The sequence below is a fragment of the Ruegeria sp. genome (assembly GCF_965221235.1).
In the GTDB taxonomy this organism is placed as follows: domain Bacteria; phylum Pseudomonadota; class Alphaproteobacteria; order Rhodobacterales; family Rhodobacteraceae; genus Ruegeria.
In genome coordinates, this window is the sequence record NZ_CBDCRS010000004.1 from 1,604,094 (window position 1) to 1,628,758 (window position 24,665).

At 59.4% G+C, this 24,665-nt stretch carries 23 protein-coding genes and 1 pseudogene; 10 read left to right on the forward strand and 14 right to left on the reverse strand.

Annotated elements, in window-relative coordinates:
• Positions 1 to 11: 11 nt before the first annotated feature.
• The 9 genes and pseudogenes from ACOQOY_RS11085 to ACOQOY_RS11125 form a co-directional block, all read right to left on the reverse strand.
• A complete protein-coding gene (locus ACOQOY_RS11085; RefSeq protein ID WP_420587237.1) occupies positions 12 to 1,202 on the reverse strand; it encodes a vWA domain-containing protein in 1,191 nt (396 codons plus the stop codon).
• Positions 1,202 to 2,068, reverse strand: coding sequence for an AAA family ATPase (locus ACOQOY_RS11090; protein WP_420585478.1), 867 nt, complete (start codon positions 2,066 to 2,068; stop codon positions 1,202 to 1,204). Before ACOQOY_RS11090 ends, ACOQOY_RS11085 begins: the two co-directional genes overlap by 1 nt.
• A 104-nt stretch (positions 2,069 to 2,172) precedes the next feature.
• The gene (locus ACOQOY_RS11095) at positions 2,173 to 4,590 is read right to left on the reverse strand and encodes an aerobic carbon-monoxide dehydrogenase large subunit (RefSeq protein ID WP_420585479.1); all 2,418 of its coding nucleotides are present in this window, start codon (positions 4,588 to 4,590) and stop codon (positions 2,173 to 2,175) included.
• Complete coding sequence (locus ACOQOY_RS11100) at positions 4,587 to 5,081, reverse strand: (2Fe-2S)-binding protein (protein ID WP_420585480.1); 495 nt, start codon at positions 5,079 to 5,081, stop codon at positions 4,587 to 4,589. Before ACOQOY_RS11100 ends, ACOQOY_RS11095 begins: the two co-directional genes overlap by 4 nt.
• A gap of 12 nt (positions 5,082 to 5,093) precedes the next feature.
• Positions 5,094 to 5,927 (reverse strand): annotated as a pseudogene (locus ACOQOY_RS11105) (FAD binding domain-containing protein).
• A 139-nt stretch (positions 5,928 to 6,066) separates the two neighbouring features.
• Positions 6,067 to 7,155, reverse strand: a complete 1,089-nt coding sequence (locus tag ACOQOY_RS11110) for an MHYT domain-containing protein (protein WP_420585481.1) — start codon at positions 7,153 to 7,155, stop codon at positions 6,067 to 6,069.
• A gap of 119 nt (positions 7,156 to 7,274) precedes the next feature.
• Positions 7,275 to 8,279 (reverse strand): ABC transporter substrate-binding protein, encoded by a 1,005-nt coding sequence (locus tag ACOQOY_RS11115; RefSeq protein WP_420585482.1) that lies wholly within the window; start codon positions 8,277 to 8,279, stop codon positions 7,275 to 7,277.
• Complete coding sequence (locus tag ACOQOY_RS11120) at positions 8,258 to 9,619, reverse strand: sensor histidine kinase N-terminal domain-containing protein (protein WP_420585483.1); 1,362 nt, start codon at positions 9,617 to 9,619, stop codon at positions 8,258 to 8,260. Before ACOQOY_RS11120 ends, ACOQOY_RS11115 begins: the two co-directional genes overlap by 22 nt.
• On the reverse strand, positions 9,609 to 10,277 hold the full coding sequence (locus ACOQOY_RS11125) for a response regulator transcription factor (protein ID WP_420585484.1): 669 nt from the start codon (positions 10,275 to 10,277) through the stop codon (positions 9,609 to 9,611). The genes ACOQOY_RS11120 and ACOQOY_RS11125 overlap by 11 nt, the downstream gene beginning before the upstream one ends.
• Before the next feature lie 108 nt (positions 10,278 to 10,385).
• On the opposite strand from ACOQOY_RS11125, the gene ACOQOY_RS11130 reads away from it, so the two are divergent.
• The 5 genes from ACOQOY_RS11130 to ACOQOY_RS11150 all read left to right on the forward strand — a co-directional run bounded on the left by ACOQOY_RS11130 (position 10,386) and on the right by ACOQOY_RS11150 (position 15,395).
• Positions 10,386 to 11,366 (forward strand): Bug family tripartite tricarboxylate transporter substrate binding protein, encoded by a 981-nt coding sequence (locus ACOQOY_RS11130; RefSeq protein WP_420585485.1) that lies wholly within the window; start codon positions 10,386 to 10,388, stop codon positions 11,364 to 11,366.
• 68 nt (positions 11,367 to 11,434) lie between these two features.
• Positions 11,435 to 11,917, forward strand: a complete 483-nt coding sequence (locus ACOQOY_RS11135; RefSeq protein ID WP_420585486.1) for a tripartite tricarboxylate transporter TctB family protein — start codon at positions 11,435 to 11,437, stop codon at positions 11,915 to 11,917.
• 1 nt (position 11,918) lies between these two features.
• Positions 11,919 to 13,430: a tripartite tricarboxylate transporter permease gene (locus ACOQOY_RS11140; RefSeq protein ID WP_420585487.1), complete on the forward strand. Its 1,512-nt coding sequence runs from the start codon at positions 11,919 to 11,921 to the stop codon at positions 13,428 to 13,430.
• Positions 13,420 to 14,607: a CaiB/BaiF CoA transferase family protein gene (locus tag ACOQOY_RS11145; RefSeq protein WP_420585488.1), complete on the forward strand. Its 1,188-nt coding sequence runs from the start codon at positions 13,420 to 13,422 to the stop codon at positions 14,605 to 14,607. Before ACOQOY_RS11140 ends, ACOQOY_RS11145 begins: the two co-directional genes overlap by 11 nt.
• Positions 14,604 to 15,395 (forward strand): citryl-CoA lyase, encoded by a 792-nt coding sequence (locus ACOQOY_RS11150; RefSeq protein ID WP_420585489.1) that lies wholly within the window; start codon positions 14,604 to 14,606, stop codon positions 15,393 to 15,395. Before ACOQOY_RS11145 ends, ACOQOY_RS11150 begins: the two co-directional genes overlap by 4 nt.
• Before the next feature lie 19 nt (positions 15,396 to 15,414).
• On the opposite strand, the gene ACOQOY_RS11155 is transcribed toward ACOQOY_RS11150, so the two are convergent.
• From ACOQOY_RS11155 to ACOQOY_RS11165, 3 genes are read right to left on the reverse strand one after another with little or no spacing between them, the layout of a single operon-like run.
• Positions 15,415 to 16,923: a heme biosynthesis protein HemY gene (locus ACOQOY_RS11155; protein ID WP_420585490.1), complete on the reverse strand. Its 1,509-nt coding sequence runs from the start codon at positions 16,921 to 16,923 to the stop codon at positions 15,415 to 15,417.
• 10 nt (positions 16,924 to 16,933) lie between these two features.
• The gene (locus ACOQOY_RS11160) at positions 16,934 to 18,202 is read right to left on the reverse strand and encodes a COG4223 family protein (protein WP_420585491.1); all 1,269 of its coding nucleotides are present in this window, start codon (positions 18,200 to 18,202) and stop codon (positions 16,934 to 16,936) included.
• A 54-nt stretch (positions 18,203 to 18,256) separates the two neighbouring features.
• Positions 18,257 to 18,970: a uroporphyrinogen-III synthase gene (locus ACOQOY_RS11165; RefSeq protein WP_420585492.1), complete on the reverse strand. Its 714-nt coding sequence runs from the start codon at positions 18,968 to 18,970 to the stop codon at positions 18,257 to 18,259.
• A gap of 97 nt (positions 18,971 to 19,067) precedes the next feature.
• Between ACOQOY_RS11165 and tsaD the strand changes: the two genes are divergently transcribed.
• The 5 genes from tsaD to ACOQOY_RS11190 all read left to right on the forward strand — a co-directional run bounded on the left by tsaD (position 19,068) and on the right by ACOQOY_RS11190 (position 23,050).
• Positions 19,068 to 20,165: a tRNA (adenosine(37)-N6)-threonylcarbamoyltransferase complex transferase subunit TsaD gene (gene tsaD / locus ACOQOY_RS11170; RefSeq protein WP_420585493.1), complete on the forward strand. Its 1,098-nt coding sequence runs from the start codon at positions 19,068 to 19,070 to the stop codon at positions 20,163 to 20,165.
• The gene (locus ACOQOY_RS11175) at positions 20,162 to 21,124 is read left to right on the forward strand and encodes an NAD(P)H-dependent glycerol-3-phosphate dehydrogenase (RefSeq protein ID WP_420585494.1); all 963 of its coding nucleotides are present in this window, start codon (positions 20,162 to 20,164) and stop codon (positions 21,122 to 21,124) included. Before tsaD ends, ACOQOY_RS11175 begins: the two co-directional genes overlap by 4 nt.
• Position 21,125: 1 nt before the next feature.
• Entirely contained in the window at positions 21,126 to 21,395 is a 270-nt protein-coding gene (locus ACOQOY_RS11180; RefSeq protein ID WP_420585495.1) for a YciI family protein, read from the forward strand.
• Positions 21,395 to 21,817 carry an EVE domain-containing protein gene (locus tag ACOQOY_RS11185; protein WP_420585496.1) on the forward strand — a complete coding sequence of 141 codons (423 nt, stop codon included), beginning with the start codon at positions 21,395 to 21,397 and terminating at the stop codon, positions 21,815 to 21,817. The genes ACOQOY_RS11180 and ACOQOY_RS11185 overlap by 1 nt, the downstream gene beginning before the upstream one ends.
• 144 nt (positions 21,818 to 21,961) lie before the next feature.
• Complete coding sequence (locus ACOQOY_RS11190; protein ID WP_420585497.1) at positions 21,962 to 23,050, forward strand: hypothetical protein; 1,089 nt, start codon at positions 21,962 to 21,964, stop codon at positions 23,048 to 23,050.
• A gap of 220 nt (positions 23,051 to 23,270) precedes the next feature.
• Here ACOQOY_RS11190 and ACOQOY_RS11195 read toward each other — a convergent pair whose 3' ends face one another.
• Positions 23,271 to 23,612, reverse strand: a complete 342-nt coding sequence (locus tag ACOQOY_RS11195; RefSeq protein ID WP_420585498.1) for a DUF2853 family protein — start codon at positions 23,610 to 23,612, stop codon at positions 23,271 to 23,273.
• Between the two features lie 127 nt (positions 23,613 to 23,739).
• On the reverse strand, positions 23,740 to 24,618 hold the full coding sequence (locus tag ACOQOY_RS11200) for a LysR family transcriptional regulator (RefSeq protein ID WP_420585499.1): 879 nt from the start codon (positions 24,616 to 24,618) through the stop codon (positions 23,740 to 23,742).
• Positions 24,619 to 24,665: the final 47 nt, after the last annotated feature.

Sequence of the window (24,665 nt, forward strand, 5' to 3'; positions counted from 1 at the left end):
TTAGACTCCTTCTACAGCTTCCGGAACTCAGGTTCGAGCGCGGCCAGAGCGTCCAATGTATTCGCAGGCAAATGTGCATCCAGATAAGGTTCAGCCGTCTGCATCGCGGCTGCAATGGGTTGGTATTCGTGCCAGCCTTTCAGCGGATTTAGCCATACGATCCGCCGCGCCTTGCGCCGGATACGCGCCAGCGCATCGCCCAGCGCCTGCGGGTCAGAACTGCAATAGCCATCCGACAGGATCAGCACGATGGTCCGACCGTTCAGCGCGCGCGCACCGTAACCGGACAGAAACGACTCAAGACTACCCGAGATATCGGTGCCACCGCCGAACCCCTCGGCCATCAGTGACAAGCGCCCGGCCGCGCGGATGCTGTCATGATCGCGCAGCGCATCTGTCACCCGCATCAGACGGGTGTGAAACAGGTAAGCATCCGCTTCGGTCCCGCTGCCAATCAACCCTTTGAGAAAGGCGAGAAACACGCGCGAATAGACGGTCATCGAACCGCTCACATCGCACAAAGCCACAATCCGCATCGGCCGCGGCGGGCGCGCCCGACGATACAGATCAATCGGCTCGCCCCCCCGTGCCAGACTGGCCCGCTGTATCCGCCGCATATCCAGCGCAGGCCCGCGCAACGCCTTCCTTTGGCGGCGTGACCGGCGATCCTGGATCGCTCGCGCCAAAGCCAATGCGGCCTTTTCTGCCTGAATTAGGCTCTGTTCATCCATCAATTCCCGCAAATCTCGACGCGACAGGTTGGCCGTACGGGTTGCAATCAGCTTCCCGTCTCTCCCCACGGCCTCCCCATCGCTCGGATCAGGTGGGATCTCCTGACCCGTATCCGCATCCATTTCGTGATGGCCCTGTTCTGCTGGCTGCTGCCAGATCATCGGCTTGGCGGACTGAACTCGGACATGCGAAGACTGAGCGCTGCCTTGGCGTTGCTTACCGGCATTAAACCAATAGGCATCGAACAGTTCGTCGAACCTCCGCCAATCCTCGGCATCGCCGGCCAGTACAGCGCACAACGCTTGCCGGACCTGCTCTGAGTCCGTCGCTTTGACCGCTGACAATGCGGCCAGAGCATCCCCGGTTTCCCGCGGGCCAACGCGCAGCCCATTCATTCGGAGATGCGCGATGAAACTGGACATCCGATCCGCCAATCCACCGGCGCGAGAAGGAAACCGAGTCACCTGCATCACGCCACCTTTCCGATCAGTCGATCCATCACTTGGGGCGGGGCGGCATCGTAGTCGGCGGCGGTTTTCAGCAGGCAAACGAGCGTCGCCTGAACTTCGTCGTGTGACTGCGCCAGATCGTTGACCCCAAGACCGGACAGTGCTGCCGCCCAGTCCAGCATCTCGGCGATACCTGGTGTTTTCTCCAGATCTTCTTTCCGCAGCGCCTGCACCACGCCAATGATCTGACGGGCCAAAAGCCCTTCGATCTGCGGCATCCGCGCACGAAGGATCGCCATTTCCGTCTCTTTCGTGGGGTAGTCGAGAAAGCTGTACATACAGCGACGGCGCAGCGCATCTGAAAGGTCCCGCGTGCCGTTCGCAGTCAGGATAACGATGGGCTTCGACCGCGCCGAAATCGTGCCAAGCTCGGGAATTGTGATCTGGAAATCCGACAGGACTTCCAGCAAATACGCCTCGAACTCTTCATCCGCACGGTCAATCTCATCAATCAACAAAATGGGGGGTGTTTCCGCAGAAATAGCCTCTAACAAAGGTCGTTTCAGCAAGTAGTCGTCCGTGAACAGCTGCGCCTCACTGGTCCCGCCCTGCGCTTCGCTGGCGCGAATGGCCAGCAACTGACGTTGATAATTCCACTCATAGATGGCGTGGCTTGCATCGAGGCCCTCATAGCATTGCAACCGGATCAGCCGCGTGTCCCGGTGGGCTGCCAGCGCCTTAGCGACCTCAGTCTTGCCCACGCCCGCAGGCCCCTCCAACAGCAAGGGCCGCCCCATCTGCTGTGCCAGATGCAGCGCCATCGCCAACCGGTCATCTGCAACATAGCCCTGCCCGGCCAATCCGTTCTGAACGTCACTCAAAGTCAAAACCAGGATCCAATCTTCATCTGGCCAAAATATCCCGGGGGAGGTGCGGAGGGGGCTGGCCCCCTCCGCCTCGGTCGGACCGGCATCAGCCGGTCCGAACCCGATTACCCATGCATCCCCAACCCGTTGGCGATCTTCCAGATCCGCCAATGGTCATGCGGCATGTGGCTTTGCACCAACCCAAAGGGTCGGAACGCATCATGCACCGCATTCGAGAAGCAAGGCACACCGCCTACATTCGGACTTTCCCCCACACCTTTCGCACCAATCGGATGGTGCGGAGACGGCGTCACCGTATAGTCAGTGATATAATTCGGCGTCTCCCACGCGGTCGGCAGGAAAAAGTCCATAAGCGTGCCGGTCTTTACGTTGCCCATCTCATCATAGGCAATTTCCTGACCCATCGCGATGGCCAACGCTTCGGTCACGCCGCCATGGACCTGCCCGTCGATGATCATCGGGTTGATCCGGGTGCCGCAATCGTCCAACGCATAGAACTTCCGAACCTCCCACTCGCCGGTATCGACGTCGATCTCCATGACGCAGATGTAGGCGCCGAACGGGTAGGTCATGTTTGGCGGGTCATAGTAGCTGACCGCTTCCAGACCGGGCTCCAGACCGGGGATCGCCTGATTGTAGGCGGCAAAAGCGATCTCTTTCATCGTCTTGAACCGCTCAGGCGCGCCTTTGACGGTAAAGCGATCCACGTCCCATTCGACATCGTCGTCATGGACCTCCAGCAGGTAAGCCGCAATCATCTGTGCCTTGGCGCGGATTTTACGTGCAGCCATGGCTGTCGCTGCACCCGCCACAGGCGTCGACCGAGACCCATAGGTGCCAAGACCGTAAGGCGCGGTATCTGTATCACCTTCCTCTAGCGTGATGTCATCGGCGGGTAAGCCGATCTCACTGGCGATGATCTGAGCAAAGGTCGTAGCGTGACCCTGCCCCTGCGAGATTGTCCCCAGTCGCGCGATTGCCGAGCCAGTTGGATGGATGCGGATTTCGCAGCTGTCAAACATACCCAACCCGAGGATATCACAGTTTTTCACCGGACCAGCGCCGACGATTTCTGTGAAATGCGTCAGACCGATGCCCAGCAGTTTACGGGTCTTGCCAGCCTTGAAGTCTTCGACCCGCTGCGCCTGTTCCGCGCGCAGACCGTCATAGTCCACCGCCTTCAGCGCCTTGTCCCAAGCGGTATGATAGTCGCCCGAGTCATATTCCCAGCCCAGCGCTGACTGATAAGGGAACTGATCAGCCTTGATGAAGTTGATCCGCCGCAACTCGGCCGCGTCCATGTTCAGCTTGATGGCCAGAACCTCGATCATCCGTTCGATGAAATAGGCCGCCTCGGTCACGCGGAACGAACAGCGATATGCCACACCGCCCGGAGCCTTGTTGGTATAGACCCCATCGACAGCCAGATAGGCGGTCGGGATGTCATAAGACCCGGTGCAGATATTCATGAACCCTGCAGGAAACTTGGTCGGGTCGGCGCAGGCGTCAAAGCCGCCATGATCCGCAGTGGTATGACACCAAAGCCCGGTGATCTTGCCATCCTTCGTGGCCGCGATCTTGCCTTGCATCCAGTAATCACGAGCAAAGGCGGTGGACATCAGGTTCTCCATCCGGTCTTCGACCCATTTCACCGGCTTGCCGGTGACGATGGAGGCAACCACCGAGCAGACGTAACCTGCATACGCCCCCACTTTATTGCCGAAGCCACCGCCGATATCGGGGCTGATCACCCGAATATTGTGCTCGGCCAGACCCGAGATCAGTGACACGACTGTCCGGATCGCATGAGGCGCCTGGAACGTCCCATAAAGCGTCAGCTTGCCGGTCACCTTGTCCATCGAGGCCACGCAGCCGCAGGTTTCCAGCGGGCAGGGATGGGTGCGGTGGTAATAGACCATCTCTTCAGCCACTACGTCGGCTTCGGCCAGAACGGCCTCGGTCGCGTCCTTGTCGCCTTGTTCCCAGGTAAAGATATGATTGTGATGCTTCCGAGGCCCGTGCGCGCCTTCGGTCTGACCTTCAAGGTCTTCGCGCAAGACGATGTCGGATTTCAGCGCCTCGAACGGGTCGGTCAGAACGGGTAATTCCTCGTATTCAACCTCAACCAATTCCACAGCATCTGCCGCGATGTAGCGGTCTTCGGCCACGACATACGCGACCTCTTGCCCTTGGAACAGAACCTTGCCATCGGCCAAAACCATCTGCTTGTCACCCGCCAAAGTCGGCATCCAATGCAGGCCCAACGGAGACAGATCTTCGGCAGTCAGAACGGCAACAACACCGGGCACGGCCAAAGCCGCCTCTTTGTTCACGCTGACAACGCGGGCATGGGCGTAGGGCGAGCGTACAAAGTCACCAAACAGCATCCCGTCCAGCTTGATGTCATCGACATAGTTGCCCTTGCCTTGGGTAAAGCGCACATCCTCGACGCGCTTACGAGCGCAGCCCATGCCTTTGAGGTTAGCGGCGCGTTCTTCGGGGGTCAGGGTCTGGTCGTTCATTCCGCAGCCTCCTTCTGTGCATTCAGCATGTCAGCCGAGGCCGAGATCGCTTTGACGATATTCTGGTATCCGGTGCAGCGGCAGAGGTTGCCTGCCATACCAAAGCGGATTTCCTCTTCAGTTGGGTTCGGGTTTTCCTGCAGCAAGCGATGCGCGCGGGTGATCACGCCCGGCGTGCAAAAACCGCATTGAAGCCCGTGATGTTCGCGGAACATCTCTTGCAACACACCAAGGCTGCCATCGTCATTGGTCAGCCCTTCGACGGTGGTGATATCGGCCCCGTTCACCTGTGCCACGAATGTGGTGCAGGATTTGACGGATTTGCCATCGATATCCACGGTACAGGCTCCACAATGGCTGGTTTCGCAGCCAATATGAGGGCCGGTGATCTTCAAATCTTCCCGCAGGAAGTGGATCAGCAGCGTGCGCGGCTCGGCCAGACCTTCGACCTCTTTGCCGTTCACGGTGAGTTTGACGTGCATTTTCGACATGGTTTCCCCTCCTCAACCCGCGCGGCTTTGCGCACGGTCGATGGCGCGGCGCAACATTACGGCGGCCACGTGTTTCTTGAATTCGACGGGGCCGCGATTGTCGGCCACCGGGTCAATCACGTCGAGCATTGCCGATACGCAGCCCTCAACATCTCCGCCCGCCAGAGCGGCGCTGGCAGCCTCGGACCAAACGGGCGTGTCCGACAAGTTGGTCATTGCAATCGAGGCCGTTCCGTTGCCGACCATCACCGCAGCGGCAGCAGTCGCGTAGTCGCCGATCTTTCGCTTTTGCTTTTCATAAGCCTGACCGACGCCAGCACCCGGCACGGGGATCAAAATACGTGTCAGGATTTCCTCATCCTCGCGCGCGGTGAAATACGCGGCCTCATAAAAATCGCGCGCGGCAACGCTGCGATTGCCATCGGGACCGGACAGTTCAAACGTCGCGTTCAGACATTACATCAGCCCCGGCATGTCATTGCCCGGATCGCCATTGGCCACGTTGCCGCCAACCGTCCCCATGTAACGCACCTGAGGGTCAGCGATTTGCAAAGCGGCCTCGCGGATCAGCGGAATAGCTTCAGCCAAACCGTCATGGGTGATCAGCTCATGCTGCGTGACCATGGCACCCAAGGTTACGGTATCGGAGCCGATCTCAATGCCCTTCAATTCATCAATGGCCTGAAGGTCGACCAGATGGCCCGTCTCTGCCATGCGCAGCTTCATCATTGGGATCAGGCTGTGCCCGCCCGCGATCACGCGCGCCTCGTCTCCGTGTTCCTGCAGAATGCCGATGGCCGAGGCGATGTCGCCTGGCCGGTGATACTCAAAACCGGCTGGTATCATGTTTTTCCTCCCTGGGTCCGAGCGGTATGCCTTGGGGGACCTTTGGATAGGAAAAAGCGGGATGGTCAGCCGTTCCAGTCAACGAGAACAGAGCGCGCGGCTTGTTTCACGAGTTGCGAATAGACTGCACGAATTGCGACTAAAGGCCCAGCGCGTCGCGAATGGCCGTCAGGCGGGATCGGCTGACCGGCACCTTGGCCAAGGCATCAACCCCGTCAAAATAACAGGTGCCGTTGTCCTTGTGACGCTCAAAGCTTGAAACATGTTTAGGGTTCACCAGATAACTGCGATGCGCCCGCAGAAAGCCATCTGGTGTCAGACGCGTTTCGGCTTCAGTGATAGACCAAGGGCAAAAAAGTTTCTCGGACCCCATGTAAAGCACCGTGTAATGCCCCTCGGCGCGAATGGCGGCGATGCGCCCGGGTTCGGTAAAAAAGGTCTGCCCTTCACGTTCAAAGGGCACTCCGGCGCGCAAGGCGGTCGGTTCGGGCGCGGGGGTCTGCGCGGGTGCTGCTTCGGGCTCGGGTCCGATAAAGCTGATCCCGGTCAGCAGGAAGGCCCCGCAAATCAGAAAGACCGAAACAGTGACCCCCATCGCCAGTACCTGATTGTTCAGCGCAGGGCCGGTACCGCCCGCATTGTCGCTGGCGATGAAATCGGTCAGGCCCGCAGCCACGAAGTGCATGGTAAAGACGGCCAGCCCGAAACAGACTGTCCCCAGCAGGATGTTGCGTTGCGTGCGATTATCATAGGCCACCCAGATGGCAAGAACCGACAAGAGCACCGAGGCCACAGTTGATATCGCCACGTCCCAGAAGGTGTAAACCGGGCGGCACAGCTCCATCCCGGCCATGCCAACATAGTGCATCACCACGATACCAAGGCCGACGATGACGCCTGCGGTTACCATGGTCTGCATCGTCCGAGGACGGAAATGCAGCAACAGCAGCGCAAGACCCACCATCAGGATTGCGACCAGAGCCGATATCAGGGTGATCAACGCATCGTAATAGAACAGGATCGGCAGTTGCAGGCCCAGCATAGCCACGAAGTGCATTGACCAGATACCACCGCCCAGAATGACCGCTGCCAATGCAACAACAAACTTGCGCTGCTGCGGCTTCAGGCCCGATGCCCCATGGGTCAGATAGAGGCCGGTAAAGCCTGCCATCAGCGCGACGGCCAGCGAGGCCGCCACAAGCCACGGGTTATGCGAATAGTCCAGCATTTGGGTTTACGCGCCCTCCCCGACGCGAGGGTGACGTTAGCAAACTGATTTGCCTCGGACAATTGGCTGCCGGGAACGATCTGATCAATGCGGAATGCGCACAAGACAGGAAGGCGCCGTTATTGAATCACTGCGTTTTCCCATGCGGACAGGAATTTTTTGCGCTTGAGATCGTCCAGAAAGGTCAACAAGGCGGGGTTCAGCCCAATCGTTTCGCGATCGGCTGAACCATCCGGTGAGGCAAGCGGCGGCAGCGACGACTGGCTTTCCTGAGGAGCAGGAGTCCCAGCCACCAGATAGCGGATAAAGGCCTCGGCCGCGTCCGGGGCTTGCGTTGCCTGCGATACCAAAGCCGTCCGCATCATGATCGTTTGAAAATCCGTCGGCAAAATCACCTCGAGGGCGTTCTTGCCCTCGGTCCGGACGGCGGCATAGCTGCCAAGCACGTTATAGGCGACCAGAATGGTTCCATCCGCCAGATCGTTGATCATTTCACCGGAACAGCAATACAGCCGCACATCCAGACTGCCCATGACCTCCATCAGACGCCAGTATGTCTCTGAGGCCCGCGCGTCCTGCGTTGCGAACAGATAACCAAGACCCGATTGGCGAACGTCATACGTGCCGACCCTGCCGCGAAACACGTCGGGGCGTTCGCGCAGGGTCTCGATCAAACCCTGACGCGTTACCGGCAGGTCCTGACCTTCGAAAGCCGCGCGGTTGATCACAATGGCTGCCGGTTCGGTCGTGAAGGAAAACAGGCTGTCATGCCACTGCGCCCAGCGCGGCGTCTCGATATCGTCAAGCGTGAGGGCATAGCCGTCATTGGCCAGCTTCAGCTGCAAGTCCATCGCGCTGGAGACAACAATGTCAAACGCATCCGGCGTTGCGCGAACGCGTTTGTCGATATCCGCCGTCCCCGAAACAAGGTATTCGACACTGACCGTTGGGTTCTGCGCGACAAAGCCCTCGATCAACGGGGCAAACAGCACCGTATCGGTGCTGGAGATGACACGCAGACGGTCACCCTCGGCCTCGGGGTTGAAGATCAGTTGATCCTCCCAATCCGCGGCCAATGCCAATTCCGGCAACACCAGCATGGCTAAAGCGATAAGATAACGCATGCGCCCCCCTTTGGCCTGTTTTCAAGAACGAGGGTTCCGCCATGGGCGGTCGCCACATCCTGCGCGATGGTCAGGCCCAGACCGGATCCGATCGTACCCGTAGCGTTTTTACCGCGCTCGAACCGCCGGGTCAGATGCGCGATCTCATCGGGCGGGAAACCCGGCCCGGCGTCGCTGACCCTGACCTCGGGCTTTGCTGTCACCTCAATCTCGACAACGCTGTCGGCTGGCGCATATTTCAGCGCATTGTCGATCATGTTGCGCAACGCGTTCTGGATCAGGATAGGATCGCCGGAATAGGGAACCGATGCCTCTCCGTTCAGGGCAAGAGACAGCTCTTTCATTTCCGCAATCGGCGTCAGGCGCTGAACCAGGTCGCTGGTCAATTCAACAAGGTCCACATCCTCGCGTTCCAAGCGGTCGGCCCGAGAGGTAATCATTGCGTGATCCAACAGTTGCCCCGCCGCGCGCGAGCTTTCGTCGATGGCCCGCACCATCGCACGCAGCGCTTCGCGGTTATCTTTGCGTTCAACCCGGTGAAGCGTTGCCTCGGCATAGGACCTGACCGTTGCCAGCGGTGTTCGGACGCGATGGGCGGCTTCGGCAATGAAATCCTCGGACTGGCTAAGCGATTGATCCAGACGTCCCATCAGCGAATTCAGCGACATGACAAGGGGCGCCATTTCCCGTGGCACCGGTTTCTTGAACGGGCTCAAATCCTGCGGACCGCGCCGCGTGACCGATGTCGTCAGTTTGTTCAACTGACCGATGGTGGATGACGTGACCCAAAAGGACAGTGCCGTTGTCAGCATAAAAAATCCCAGTCCCAGCAAGGCGGCATTGCGTGAAATCTGATCCAGCGTCTGTGACAGCGCGTCCTGCGTCTGGCCCAGTACGACCTCAAGCTCGGTCTGGCGCCCCAAACCAACAAGCGTTCGGCTGGCGCTGACCTGCCGGATGCGTTCGCCACGCAGATCCCGTGAGGTAAAAGACCAGTCGCTGGCCTCGGACCCGCCCGCCAGACGCAGATCTTCATACCCGGACAGGAACGCTCCGTCCTGAAAGATGGCATAAAACACCCGGTCATCCGACGGTGTGCTCAGCATCGAAAAGGCAGCGTAGGGGATGTCCACCTCAAGTACCCCATCCCTGAGCGCAGCGGCATCGAGGATCGAGGCAACAGATGCCTCAAGGATATTGTCCTGCCCCTGCTGAGCCACCTGCGCGGCATAGTTCCGAACCGCAAAGAAAAGAAGAACAGCCAATACTGCCGCACCTCCGATCAGGGTCAGTACAAGCCTGTTTCGCAAAGACCCTGATACGGTCGGGCTAGTGGTCATGATCCAACCTGTATCCCATGCCGCGCAGAGTGGTGATTTTCAGGCCCGAGTTCTCAAGATGCCTGCGCAGGCGGCCCACATAGACCTCGATGGCGTTGTCCGACACGTTATCGTCATAAGAGAACAACCGGTCAGACAGTTTCTGTTTGGAAAACACCTGACCCGGCGCATTGATAAAAAGCTCCATCATCCGCAATTCACGGTTCCGCAACGAGACGACTTGCCCGCCGACCGCCAGGTGACCGGCTACCGGGTCAAACACCACGCCGCCCATTTCGATCGTCGACTTCGCGCTGCCTGATTTTCGACGCAGAACCGCGCGGCAGCGGGCCTCAAGCTCGGCATGGTCGAAGGGTTTGGTGACATAATCATCGGCCCCCAGATCAAGCGAACCGATTCGATCCGAAACCTGACTGCGGGCGGTCAGAACGATCACCGGCGTGTCCAATCGGCTGGCCCGGTGGCGCTTCAGGAAGTCTCGGCCATCCCCGTCGGGCAGCATGATGTCCAAGAGAATAAGGTCATATTCTTCGGTTTCGACGAAAGCCGTCGCGTCCTCTAAATTTGCTGCATGATCAATGACATGACCATCCAGTCGCATGCGCGAACTGACCGCATTCGCGAGGTCCATATTGTCTTCGACAAGCAGAAATTTCATCGGGCCCAAACAGTATTTTGCCGCGTGACAGGTTGATGTCAGGTTGGTGTGTTTTTGTGTCCTTCAACTTGAGCCGCCCTGCGGCCGGTTGTCAAACGGGAGGAAAACATGACGACATTCAAACTGGGCCGTCGCGCCCTAATCGCAGCTGTGGCCGCTATTGGCCTGACAGGTCCGGCTTTGGCCGAAGATCAGGTTGTGGACAGCATCCACTTTCTGATCCCCGGCGGCGCTGGCGGCGGCTGGGACGGCACAGCCCGCGGCACTGGCGAGGCGCTGACCAAGGCGGGCCTTGTTGGCACGGCTTCTTACGAAAACATGTCGGGTGGCGGTGGCGGTAAGGCCATCGGGTTCCTGATCGAAAACGCGGACAGCAACCACGGTACGCTGATGGTGAACTCAACCCCCATCGTGATCCGTTCGCTGACCGGTGTGTTTCCGCACAACTTCCGCGACCTGACGCTGGTTTCGGGCACCATCGGTGACTACGCCGCGATTGTTGTGGGCAAAGACAGCCTGATCAACTCGATGGACGATCTGCTGGCCGCCTTTGACGCCGATCCGGGTGCTACGGCAATCGGTGGCGGCTCGGTTCCGGGCGGTATGGACCATCTGGTTGCGGCCATGGTGATGGAAGCGGCAGGCAAGGACGCGCTGGCCGTGAAATACATCCCCTATGACGCGGGCGGCAAAGCCATGGCGGCCCTGCTGTCAGGTGAGATCGCAGCCCTGTCGACCGGTTTCTCGGAAGCCGTCGATCTGGCGAATGCGGGTGAGGTCAAAATCATTGGTGTGACCGCCGATGACCGTGTCGCCGCAGCCCCTGACGCGATGACCATGAAAGAACAGGGCATCGACACATCCTTTGTGAACTGGCGCGGTTTCTTCGCAGCGCCCGGCTTGCCCGAAGACAAGCTGGCCGCCTATCAGGCCGCGATTGCCAAGATGTATGACACCCCTGAGTGGGAAGAGGTGCGCGCGCGCAACGGCTGGGTGAACATCCACAACTCGGGCGATGACTTCCAGTCGTTCCTTGAGCAGCAGGAACAGCAGATCGGCGATCTGATGAAAAAGCTGGGCTTCCTCTAATCGGATATTTGGCAGAGCGGCACACCGCTCTGCCATCCCCAACGAAAATGAAAAAAGGAGGGGGTGACATGGCGCTGGATCGCTGGATCGCGCTCGTTCTGCTGGGTGTGTGTTTAACATATGGCTACGCCGCCTGGTTCACGATGGATAGTAGCCTGCCCCCCTTCATGCAGCGAAACCCCATCTGGCCAAGCACCTTCCCGAAAGTGCTTTCCATTCTGGGGATCGTCACGACGACGATCATCCTGCTGGGCTTTGAAAAATCCGAACCAAAAGAGGCCGATATCGACTATCGGCGGTTGGGTGAATACCATCTGGACCAAGCCCTGATCTTGCTGGCGCTGATGGTCGTCTACGCCCTCTGCCTGCGCCCTGTGGGCTTCCTGATTTCGACCTCGGCGTTCCTGATCCTGGGATCTTTCATTCTGGGTGAGCGCAAGTGGCACATCATGCTGCCCGTTGCGTTCATCGCGACAGGTGCCGTCTGGTATCTGGTTCAGGAAGTTCTTGGGATCTACATGCGCCCCCTGCCGGGCATTTTCGGAGGCTGACATGCTTGAAGGACTTCTGATCGGCCTGCAAACGGCATTCTCAATCCAAAACCTTCTGATGGTCATCGCGGGCTGTCTGATCGGCACATTCATCGGCATGCTGCCCGGCCTCGGGCCGATGTCGATCATCGCCATCATGATCCCGGTCGCCATCTCGATGGGAGACCCGTCCGCCGCGCTGATCCTTTTGGCCGGGGTCTATTACGGCGCGATCTTTGGCGGCTCGACGTCGTCGATCCTGCTGAACGCGCCGGGGGTCGCGGGGACGGTCGCCTCAAGCTTCGACGGCTACCCAATGGCGCGACAAGGCAAGGCCGGGAAAGCGCTGACGGTCGCCGCAATTGCCAGTTTCGCTGGCGGCACACTGGGTGCTGTCCTGCTCATGGTATTCGCCCCTGCCCTGTCTTCGGTCGCGCTGCTGTTCCATTCGGCAGAGTATTTTGCACTGATGGTCGTGGGCCTTTCCGCCATTGCAGCCTTTGCCGGAAGCGGACAGGTCGCCAAGGCCGTGATCATGACGGTGCTCGGGCTGATCATGGCAACCGTGGGCGAAGGTGCGCTGTTCAATCTACCCCGTTTCACGATGGGGATCATGGATCTGCAATCAGGCTTTGGGTTCATCACGCTAGCCATGGCCATGTTTGCCCTGCCCGAAGCGTTGTTTCTGGTTCTGAAGCCAAAGGACCTGAAAGGCGACGATGGCAAAATCAAAGACCTGCGCATTACCAAGGCAGAGGCCAAAGCCATCGCACCCGTGGTGGGACGGCAATCTGTGCAGGGCTTTTTCATCGGGGTTCTGCCCGGTGCCGGCGCTACAATCGCCAGCTTTCTGGGCTACGCGGTTGAACGCAACATCGCCCCGAAGGAGGAACAGGAGGAATTCGGCAAAGGCTCGATCAAAGGTCTGGCGGCACCCGAAACGGCAAACAACGCGGCTTGTACCGGCTCCTTTGTTCCATTGCTCACGCTGGGCATTCCCGGATCAGGTACCACGGCGATCCTGTTGGGCGCTCTGATTGCCCTGAACGTAACACCCGGCCCGCGTCTGATGATTGATGAGCCTCAGATTTTCTGGGCCGTCATCATGTCGATGTTCATCGGCAATCTGGTTCTGCTGATCCTGAACCTGCCGCTGATCCCCTACATCGCCAAGGTGCTGGCGGTTCCGCGCAACTTCCTGATCCCGTTCATTTTGTTCTTCACCTTGATGGGAGCTTATATCGGGCAGAACAACGCGACCGAACTGCTGATCCTCGTTGGCTTCGGCGTCTGTGCTACGGCTTTGAAGTTTGCCGATTACCCACTTGCCCCGCTGTTGATCGGATTCATCCTTGGCGGGATGATGGAGGATAACTTTGCCCGGTCCATGCAGCTTTATGACGGTATAGCCTTCATTTGGGAGCGTCCCATGACGCTGGGCCTGCTGGTGATCGCCGCACTGCTGGTGCTGCTGCCCAGCTACCGCGCGCGTCGGGCACGGGCACGCGCAGCCGGGATTGCTGATGGCGACTGAGCCTCTGGCAGGGATACGGGTTCTTGACCTGACGAATGTTCTGGCAGGCCCGTATTGCTGCTATCAGCTGGCGCTGATGGGGGCCGAAGTGATCAAGGTCGAACGCCCTCAGGGCGGCGACCTTGCTCGCGTTTTGGGCGCTGACCCCAAGCGCAACAAGGCAGGGATGGGGATCAGCTTTCTCGCCCAGAACGCGGATAAGAAATCCATTACACTGGACATGAAATCCGCAAAGGGCAAAGCGCTGCTGAAGCGCTTGGTGCAGACCGCAGATGTTCTGATCGAAAACTTCCGGCCCGGCGTCATGGACCGTCTGGGTTTGGGGTATGAGGTGCTGCGCGCCGAGAACGCCAATCTGATCTACTGCGCGATCAGCGGCTTTGGTCAGGACGGACCGCGTCGCAAAGACCCGGCCTACGATCAGATCGTACAAGGCCTAAGCGGCGTTATGTCGATAACCGGCGCGGCTGATACGGCCCCCTACCGCGTTGGCTATCCACTGGCCGACACAGTCGGAGGCCTGACGGCGGCTTTCGCGATCAGCGCAGCGTTGAACGCCAAGCCGCGCGGCGCATTCTTGGATATCGCCATGTCCGAAGCGGTGATTTCCACGATGGGATGGGTGGTTTCGAACTATCTGGTTGGTGGCGTCACCCCCGGCGCGCATGGCAACGAAAACACCACCTCGGCCCCGTCAGGAACCTTTGCCACCGCAGATAACCCGATCAACATCGCTGCAAACCGTGACGAACAATGGCAGGCGTTGGCAAGACATCTGGGTCGAGAGGATTTGCTGCAAAACTCCGACTATGCGACGCGCGAGGACCGCAAACGGAACCGCCACGCGCTGCGGGCGGAATTGGAAACAACCCTACGCACACGGTCGGCCGGTGACTGGGTCGGCGAATTGAACGCTCTGGGCGTTCCAACCGGGCAGGTATTGACTGTGCCCGAGGCTCTGTCGGACGACCAACTCGTAGGTCGTGGTTTGATCGGCTCGCTTCCTGTAGGCGAAGAACAGGTGAAACTGGCAGGCAGCCCTGTCGTCATGGATGGGCAGCGCAGGATGCCGCAAACATCTCCCCCCGCTCTTGGCGCTGATAACACGGAGATCTGGTCGCAACTCGGCCTCTCACAAGCCGAGATCGACGCATTGAGACAGGAGGGCGTTCTATGAGCGATGTTGCCGACTGGTGGAGCACCGCCATCATCGACATGGAACCCGGGCGCATTCACCTGCGTGGCGAGCCCATTCAAGACCTCATCGGCACTCTAAGCTTTGCGGAAATGATCTGGTTCATAGTGCGCGGTGACCGGCCTTCGCCGGCGCAGGCGCATTTGTTCGAGGCCGCCCTAGTCGCTGCAGTGGACCACGGCCCGCAGGCTCCGTCCATCGCGACCGCCCGCATGGCGGTGACCTGCGGGTTGCCCTTGAACAACGCAATGGCCAGCGCAGTGAATATGTTGGGTGACATCCACGGCGGTGCCGGGGAACAGGCCGTGATGCTCTATCATTTCGTGGCCGCGCACCCCTCGGGGATTGGAGCGGCTATGGATGACTGGATCGCCACTCACGGAAAAATCCTGCCCGGTTTTGGTCACCGGTTCCACACACCAACCGACCCGCGTGCGCCGCGTTTGATGCTTTTGGTGGACGAAGCGATTGAACAAAACGCCTGTGATGGTCGCTTCAAAACTGTCGCATTGAACATCGAGGCGGAACTGGCCCGCCGCAAGGGCAAACCGGTTCCCATGAATATCGACGGCGCAACGGCAGTCATCTATGCCGAGCTCGGATTTGCCCCGCCCCTGGCGCGTGGCTTGTTCTGCCTGTCCCGGTCAGTTGGTATTCTGGCACATGCCTGGGAGCAAACCCAACAAGGTGGACGCAACAAAGGCCCAACGCCACCGAAGTACCGTTGGACTTATTTGGACGCTGCCGCGCAGGAAGAACCTGATCAATAAATCTAGCTGCTGAAGTCCGTCAGGCCTGTTTTTCAACCACGGGTTCGACATCGGGCCGAACGGGTTCAGCCTCCATCTCGATCACGTCGGGCTCAACCGTTTCCTCGACCTCTTCCATTTCCGGCTCGGGCTCCGGTTCGGCTTTATCCTCCAGCGCACCGACGATCAGCGGCAGCATGTGGACGCCTGTGGCGGTTGCAATCTCGGGCGTTTGCGGGGTTTGCCAACTGAGCGTATCGAAGCTGCCGCAGTTCTGACAGACAGGTCCCCATTCCGGCTGAATGTCATGGCAATTGTCACAGACCCATTGCGGCCCGCGCGGTGCATTCAGTGCCTTGGCCAGCCAGCCCTGCACAACCGCGTCCGAGGACCCTTCGCCGCGTTCAATCGCTGCCATCAGGGTATAGGCCCGCGCGTCGGCCTGTTTCTCAACCACATCGCCCAGCGCGCGGCGGGCTTCGGGGAAATCCTCGGCCACGATGTTCAGCTCGGCCAGAATCAGGCGGGTTTCGGGGTCTTCCGGGTGAATGCGAGTCAGCGCGGTAAAGCGTTTGATCCGTGCATCCGGCGTTTCATCCGGCGCAATTTCCGCAAAGGCATGGGCCAGATCGGGGTGCGGCTGCGCCTCCCACGCCTTTTTCAGAATCTTGGTCGCTGCGCGCGGCTTGCCCTTTTCGATATAGGCGCGCGCAGCCATTGCGGCGGCAGGCACCAGATCGGGCGAGAGGCGGTTGGCTTCGATCGCATGTTCCTGCTGTTCGACCGTGGCGCTGTCGTCCAGAATGTCCTTGGCCTCGGACAAAGCCAGCACCGCATCGCGGCGTTTGAATACATCGCGCGGCAAATGACCAGCCTTCAGCTTGGCGGTCAGGGTAGAACGCGCGCCGGTCCAGTCCTGCGATTTGGTCTGCAATCCCAGCAGGATATCCTGCGTTTCAGCGTGGCGCGGCTTGATCGCCAGCGCCTTCTCGGCCAGCTTGCGGGCGGTGTCGTCATCGCCCTCGGCCAGCTTCTGTTTCATAATCCCGCGTACACCGACAAAGCGGGTGGCGTTGTTCGTCACCAGTTTCTTGTAGGTCTCAGATGCTTTCTTGGTGTCGCCGTTCATCTCAGCCGCCTGTGCCACCAGCAGGTTGGTCAGTTCCGGCTTGTTCAGTAGCTTCTCGGCCTTTTGCGCCTTGGACATCGCCACGCGCCCCTCGCCCGAGGCCAGCGCCATCAGACCATCGGCCAGCGCCTGGTATCCGCGCTGCTGACGGCTGCGGTCGAAATAGCGCGACAGGGCGGTTTCATCGCCGTTCAGGAAATGAAGCGTCGCGATCAGCAGAGTTAGCAGCTTGAAGAACAGCCAGATCGCAAAGACCAGCGCGCCCAGTGCGATCACCGATTGCAACGGCCCCAGCGTGTATTCGACGCCCGCAACAGTGATCTGCACGCCGCCGCTGGTGTCCATCAGGAACAATCCGCCCATGGCCAGCAGGCCGACAATCGCTACAAAAACAAGGATCTTTAACAATGACCACAGCATGGCAGGTCCTTCAGTTCGAGTTGACGCTGGCTTGCAGCGCGTTTGCGGCATCCACGGCAGCCACCCGTGTCTGAGCCGCTTGTTCCCAATCGGCCAGAGCCGCCTTTGCCGCATCTGGCAGGGTATTGATCTCGGTCAGCGCGGCGGCAACATCTCCGCTCGACAGCGCGGCCTGAGCCCGCGACAGGACCGCATCGGGACTGTCACCCTCTTGCGGGGTAACTGACCGCGCGCCGGTCTGACGTTGCAGGAACGCGACCAGACCGGTGCCCTTATCCGCATCCCGCGCATCTGCCAGCGCCGTACGGGCAGCCGGGGTAAAGGACGACCGCAGTGCTGCCAACGTCGCTACGCCTTCGCCGGATGGCGCTGACAGAGCATCAGGTACAGTCACACCGCCCGCCGTCAGTTCAGAGATCAAACCATCATAGGGCTGACCCGAATCCAACTGACCAAACACCTGCGACAGGACCGCAGCATTGGCCGCAGCCTGCGCTTTTGCGGCAGCCTGCGATTCAAGTGCTTGCGCATCCGTCACCATTTTCTCAACTTCGGCCCGTTGCGCGGCCAGCGAGTCCTGAAGCTTTTTCAGTTCCGCTTCGAACGCGGCAGACGTTTCGGCCGACGCGCCTTGTGTCAGCGCTCCGTTTTCCAACTCACTCAGCCGGCTCGCCAGAGGATCAATCTTGCCCGCCAGACCTTCGAGGTTGGATTTCAGCGCATCCAGATCGGAACTGAGCGGTGTGATCTGATCCGTCAGTGCCGCAATCTTGCTGTCCACGTCCGAGTTTGAGGTGTCGGCCAAAGAGGCTGACAACGCCTCAATCTGCTTGGTCTGATCGTTGAGCTTTGCTTCAAGCGCAGCAATCGCGTCCGTATCACCGCCCGAGTTGAACAGTCCCGCGCTGCCAGCAGCAAAACCTATTGCGGCAGCAATTGCGCCACCCAGAAGGGCCGGCATAAAGCCGCCCTTTTTCTGTTCCTCAGGCGCGACTGTCTGTTCATGAACGGCAGCTTCGGCTTCGGCTTCGGCTTCGGCTTCGGCTTCGGCTTCGGCTTCGGCTTCGGCTTCGGCTTCGGCTTCGGAAAGGACCTCTTCTACAGGTTCATCCGCGTCAAGCGACCCGTCTTCCGGCTTGGTCGCGTCATCGGGTGCGGGTTCGTCCTTTGGTTCAGGAAGGTTGACAGACCCGTCATCAGATGTGGAAACGGGTTCGAGCGCATCTTCCGCAACGGGGTCTTCCACCGGCTTTTGATCGGACTTCTTCTTACCAGCCACCGCAATCTTCCCCTTATCGAATCCAAAAACACATCAAGAACAGGTCAGACTAAGTTAGTCGGTGGCCTCGCCGCCCTCAACCCGCATCACATGTTTCACAAGCTTTTTAACGGCTTTCCGCATTTTCTTCGGAGTCGGCTGTTTGGAAATCTTCAGATGCAAATGGTCCAGTGAATAAAGGGGATCAGCCGTCGCGGCGCTGATGGCAACCAGCCAGAGCGGCGCTGAACCGGGCCAAATGTCGGCAAAATGTCGCGCTGTCCGCGGCGAGAACAGAGGCGCAATCACCGGAATTTCTCCACGCGCGATGGTAGTGGCCTGCGGTGTCAGCGGTAACAAATGCTGCTGATAGACCGGCTGTTCCCGCACCGTGAGCCCTGATTCCGTCAACCGTTCAGCGATATTGCCGCGGCTGTGTACCCCTCGAAGATGCAGCAGAGGGCTGTCGGGCCGGTGTTTGAGCAAATATCCCACCAGTTCCTCGGCGCTTGCACCGACCATATGTGCCTCCCACCCCGCAGCATTGGCAGTGGCGGTGGTCGCGGGACCGACGCAAAAAGCAGGGATATCGCGGGCCACACCCAGCGACACAGCAGCGTTCACCGCATTGGCCGAGGTGAAAATCAGTCCCCGCATTCCAGTGACATCGACAGTGACCGGCAACGGTTTGATTTCCAGGATCGGGGAATAGATGACCTCGACCCGAGATCTGGTGCGGGTCGGCAGCTGCGCGACGAACCTTTCCGAGGCCGTGCGCGGGCGTGTCATCAACAAATACAACGGTTGGCGGCCTCGGCCTTGGGATTGTTTGCGCCCGCGCGGGGTGATACCCCGCTTGGCAATTATGGTGTAACGGATCAGGCCAATGGTGCAAACACTTACCGTTCTCGGATTGGAAAGCAGCTGTGACGACACAGCCGCCGCCGTGGTGCGCCAAACCGACGGCTCCGGTGCCGAAGTGCTGTCTTCGGTGGTGCATGGCCAGACCGAATTACACAGCGCTTATGGCGGCGTTGTCCCCGAAATCGCCGCCCGCGCTCATGCCGAAAAACTGGATATCTGTGTCGTTCAGGCGTTACAGGATGCGGCTCTAACTTTAAGGGATATGGACGCAATCGCTGTCACCGCCGGGCCGGGTCTGATCGGAGGCGTCATGTCCGGCGTGATGTGCGCCAAAGGGCTGAGCGCGGCAACCGGACTACCCTTGATCGGGGTGAACCATCTGGCAGGCCACGCTTTGACTCCGCGTCTGACGGATGGGATCGCTTTCCCCTATCTGATGCTGCTGGTCTCGGGCGGGCATTGCCAATACCTGATCGCTCACGGACCCGAGCAGTTCACGCGTCTGGGTGGCACGATCGACGATGCTCCGGGTGAGGCGTTTGACAAAACCGCCCGCCTGCTGGGCCTGCCGCAACCGGGCGGCCCCTCGGTCGAGGCTGAGGCGCGATCCGGTGATCCCAAACGGTTCCGGTTTCCGCGGCCGCTGCTGGACCGGCCGGGATGTGATCTGTCCTTTTCGGGGTTAAAGACGGCGCTGATGCGAATGCGCGACCAGATCGTCGCCGAAAAGGGTGGTCTGACCCGTCAAGACCGCGCCGATCTGTGTGCCGGGTTTCAGCAAGCCATCGTGGATACGCTGGCCGAAAAAACCCGACGCGCGATGGATCGCTATCTGGATGAAATCCCGTTCGACCCGGTGATTGCCGTGGCCGGTGGAGTCGCGGCCAATTCAGCCATTCGCGCCGTGTTAGAGACTGTTTGCACCGAAAAAGGCGCGCGTTTCACTGCGCCTCCGTTAGCCCTGTGTACCGACAACGCAGCGATGATCGCTTATGCGGGTCTGGAGCGGTTCCGCACCGGCGCCCGCGACGGACTGGACCTGACCGCCCGCCCCCGCTGGCCGTTGGATCAGACCAGCCCCGCCATGCTGGGCAGCGGTAAGAAAGGGGCCAAAGCATGAGCGTGGCGGTTCTCGGCTCGGGTGCATTTGGCACGGCGCTTGCAATCTCGCTGGCCGGAAACGGGCCAGTCACGCTGTGGTCGCGCAACCCAGAACACGCCGCACGGATACAAAACAACCGCGAAAATACCGCGCGGCTGCCGAATGTACCCCTGCCGGCCGCGATATCGGTGACATCGGACATTCGGGACGCCGTTGCCGCCGACGTGCTGTTGCTGGCCGTACCGATGCAGAAATTACGCGCGGCGTTGACAGAACATGCGCCCGCTCTGGCCGGGAAAACGCTGGTGGCATGCTGCAAAGGGATTGAGCTGTCCTCGGGGCTTGGACCCATTTCCGTTATCCAACAGACCATACCTGACGCGCGCCCAGCCTTGCTGACCGGCCCCAGCTTTGCCGATGACATCGCGCGCGGTCTGCCGACAGCGCTGACATTGGCCTGCGCAGATGCGGATCTGAGCGAAACGCTGCAATCCGAACTGACCACCGCCAATCTGCGCCTTTACCGCACCACCGATGTCATTGGCGCAGAGCTGGGCGGTGCCCTGAAGAACGTCATGGCCATCGGCTGCGGCGCGGCCATCGGTGCCGGTCTCGGCGACAGCGCCCGTGCTGCTTTGATGACCCGCGGATTTGCCGAGATGCAAAGGTTCGCGCTGATGCGTGGGGCGCGGCCTGACACGTTGATGGGGCTGTCCGGCTTGGGAGACCTGGTGCTGACCTGCTCCTCTGAACTGTCCAGAAATTACCGTTTTGGCCTGTGTTTGGGTCGAAATCAGCCATTCGACAGCCAAACCACCGTCGAAGGCGTCGCCACCGCCCGCGCCATGGCTGAAATCGCCAAGGCCGAGGGGCTGGACATGCCCATCAGCGCCACTGTGGCCGACCTGAGCCACGGGACCTATAGTGTTACTCAGGCCATTCAAACCCTGCTCAACCGACCCCTCAAGGAGGAATAATATGCTCATCGCCCTGATCGCCAAGGACAAGGATGGCGCCCTGCAAACCCGGCTGGACAACCGCGCCGACCACTTGGCCTATATCGAGGAAACCGGCGTAGTCGCGCAGGCAGGTCCCTTGCTGAACGGTGACGCCATGATCGGTTCGATGATCGTTCTTGAGGTCGAGGATATGGCGGCTGCGCAAAACTGGGCCGACAACGACCCTTATGCCAAGGCGGGTCTGTTTCAGTCGGTCGAGCTGATCCAGTGGAAGAAGGTCGTGGGCTAATGGCATATTGGCTGTTCAAATCCGAGCCTTCGACCTGGAGCTGGGATCAGCAGGTCGCCAAAGGCGAAACAGGCGAGGAATGGGACGGCGTGCGCAACTATCAGGCGCGTAATTTCATGCGCCAGATGGCCATCGGGGATCGCGGGTTCTTTTACCATTCGCAGAAAGACAAGGCGATCGTGGGCGTTGTCGAGGTCTGCGCCGAGGCCCATCCCGACAGCACCACTGACGATGAGCGTTGGGAGTGCGTGGATATCAAGGCGGTGCGACCTTTCACGACTCCGGTGACGCTGGATCAGATCAAAGCAGATGAACGTCTGGCCGAGATGGTGCTGGTCAAAAACTCGCGCCTGTCGGTGCAACCGGTCAGCGATGCAGAGTGGCAGGTGATCTGCGATCTGGGTGGCACACAGGCGGATTGAGCCTGTCGACTTCTCAAATACCCGAAAAAGTGCTATAAATTTAGGGTTCGCGCCTGTCTGGGGGCTTGGTAGCGGCTTTCACCCAAACCGGGTTCCCTTGGCGTATTGCGTAATTGGTACGTTCATTTTTGAAAGTTTTGACCCATGTCTGACGCCAAGGACAGTGATGGGACATTCGAGGACCTTCTTTCAGCGCATGACTCAGTAAACTGGGAAAAGCGCTTGGAACTTGCGCGCCAACAACGGGCTAAAGTGCTGGCACAGGCAAATGGTTCAGACCCGCCTCAACCGGATCAGAATTCAAAACCTGAGCAGCCCTTTGATCGGCCAGAACCCAGAACGACGGTCGAACAAGCCTTTATCGAACCACAGCCGGAACCTGAAAATCCCCGCAGGATGTTTGGAAACCGGCTTATCGTTCCAGTTGCGCTGATATGTGGCGCATTGGTGGGCTGGGGGTTATCGCAGTTCGCCAATGAATGGCAAGAGGCTCAGGCCATGCCTGCACCGCCGGTAGTTGCGCTTTCAGCGACCACTGAACAGCCCGACGCCTCAAAACCGGCCAATATCGGCCCCGAACCGGCCGAGCTTGGCTATGGCCCGATGGCGCAAACCACGCATCCCAGCCATTTTCTCGCCTTCATGCCGCCGGGTCAGGTTGTTCTCACCAACCCGCCCAGCCCGCTGCCAGTACCGGAAATGAACCCGGATTATGTCACCGTTGATAATCCGCCCCAGCCAAAAGTCGTTTCATTACCTGAAGTCACAGAGGAAGTCCCCGTTACGCCAGAGCCCGCGAATGTCACGCTCGACGAAGATGTGACCGACGCGGCAGTATCTGCCGAAGACACCGATCAACCGTCGGCGCTAAATGCTGTTCCGGCGCCCATTGAGGTCGCGCTATTTGTGCCTTCGACCGTGTCCACGGATACAAGCAACAGGGCGTTGGCGGCGTTGAAGAACGAGCGGAGCAACGTGGTCGCGACCGCGCGGGTTGGGTATTCGGTACGTGAAACTCATGTGCGGTATTACCACCCGAATGACGAAGCGCATGCGATCCTGGCCGCTGACGCGCTGGGTGGGATTTCCCGCGATTTTACCGGATCTGGAACCAAGACGCCCCCGGGGCGGATTGAAGTGTACATCCAAGGGACAGCACAACGAACCCAACCACGGAACGAGCAGACTGAGTTTGAAAGATTCCTGGCTCGCCTGATTGCAGAAATTCAGTAGCACGTTTGGAAGATTATGCGGGAAGGCCCTGACAGATGCAGAACCTTCCCGACCCCCGCGTGCTCCCTACTCACCACACGCGTATAGAAATCCTTGGTTCTGACCGTCCTGGTCACAGGATGACACTAGCCGAAAGACGCGGCTGCGCACAAATGCCAAATGCCTAAAATTGAAAACGCCCGCCAGAGTTCTGACGGGCGCTGCAAAGAAAAAGGCGGGATCAGCCGTAGACAGATTCTTTGCCGAAATGCTTGGTCAGCATGTAATAGACGACGGCGCGGTATTTGTTGCGCTCGGACATGCCATAGGTTTCCAGCGCTTTGTTGATCGCTTCCATCAGCTCGGGACCATCCGACAGGCCCAGCTTTTTGATCAGAAAGTTGTTTTTGACCGTCTCCAGTTCACCTTCCTGCGTGGCCGCCACAGTCGAGGCATCGGCGTCATAAATCGCCGGGCCACAGCCGATGGTGACTTTGGTCAGCAGATCCATATCGGCATCCATGCCACATTTGGATTTCAGGTCTTCTGCGTATTTGGCGATCAACTCGTCGCGTTTTCCCATGAAACACTCTCCCTTAAAGCCGTTTGTCCGTGATTTTTCACGGCTGAGAAACAAGTGCAGGCAGCTTAGTCAGAACGCTTAGGTGGACAAAGGGAAATTTTCCGGACTTTCCCCCTAAACAGTATCATTATGATAACTGGCGGTTCTGAAAAGATTTTTCAGCCAATTCGGAAAAGGCCCGAACCTTGCGGCCCGGCGTAGCGGTGCTTGCATGAACAAAAGAGATTGGCGCATCCGGCGACCGCAACAGCCCCGGTGTTATTTCCCGCAGAACACCGCTTTCCAACTCGCGTTGAACGGCCAGTCGGGACTTCACCGCAAGGCCCAGACCCTGAACCGCCGCTTCGGTCAGCATGTCCGAGTTTGACACCGCAATCTGCCGCGAGATGGCCAGCACCCCGTCGTGGGTGTCAAACCGGGTTTGCCACGGCAGACACGCCCAGCGCATCAACCGAAGGTCTTCGATGGTTTCGGGCGTCCCGTGGCGATCACAAAAGGCAGGCGCAGCGCAGATGATCCGGTCGTTGTCACTGAGCTTGCGCGCCTTCAGATTACTGTCAGCCAGCTGCCCCACCCGTATGGCGCAATCGATGCCCTCGTCCACCAATGAGACATAGCGGTCTACGGCCAGAAACTCGACGGTCAGGTCTGGATGCCGGGATTGGAACGCGTCCATCAGCGGCATGATGAAACGTGACAGAATCCAAGGGGACAGTGTCACCCGCAAATGTCCGCGCACTGCGCCGGTGCCGCTGCCAGCGTCCAATTCGGCCTCACGCAGGTCGGCCAGAATCGGTTCGATCCGGTCCAGAAAGATCAGCCCTTCGTTGGTCAACTGCACCTTGCGGCTGTTGCGATGGAAGAGTTTGAGGTTCAGCACCTCCTCAAGTTTGGTGATGCGATGACTGACCGTGGCGGCGGACAGACCCTGCGCCTTGGCCGCAGACCCCACCCCGCCGGTTTTCGCAACCGAGACAAAGGTCAGCAGATCATTCAGGTGGTACATTCGAAAAATCCTAACACTGGTTTCACAATTGAGGCAGTTATCGTGAA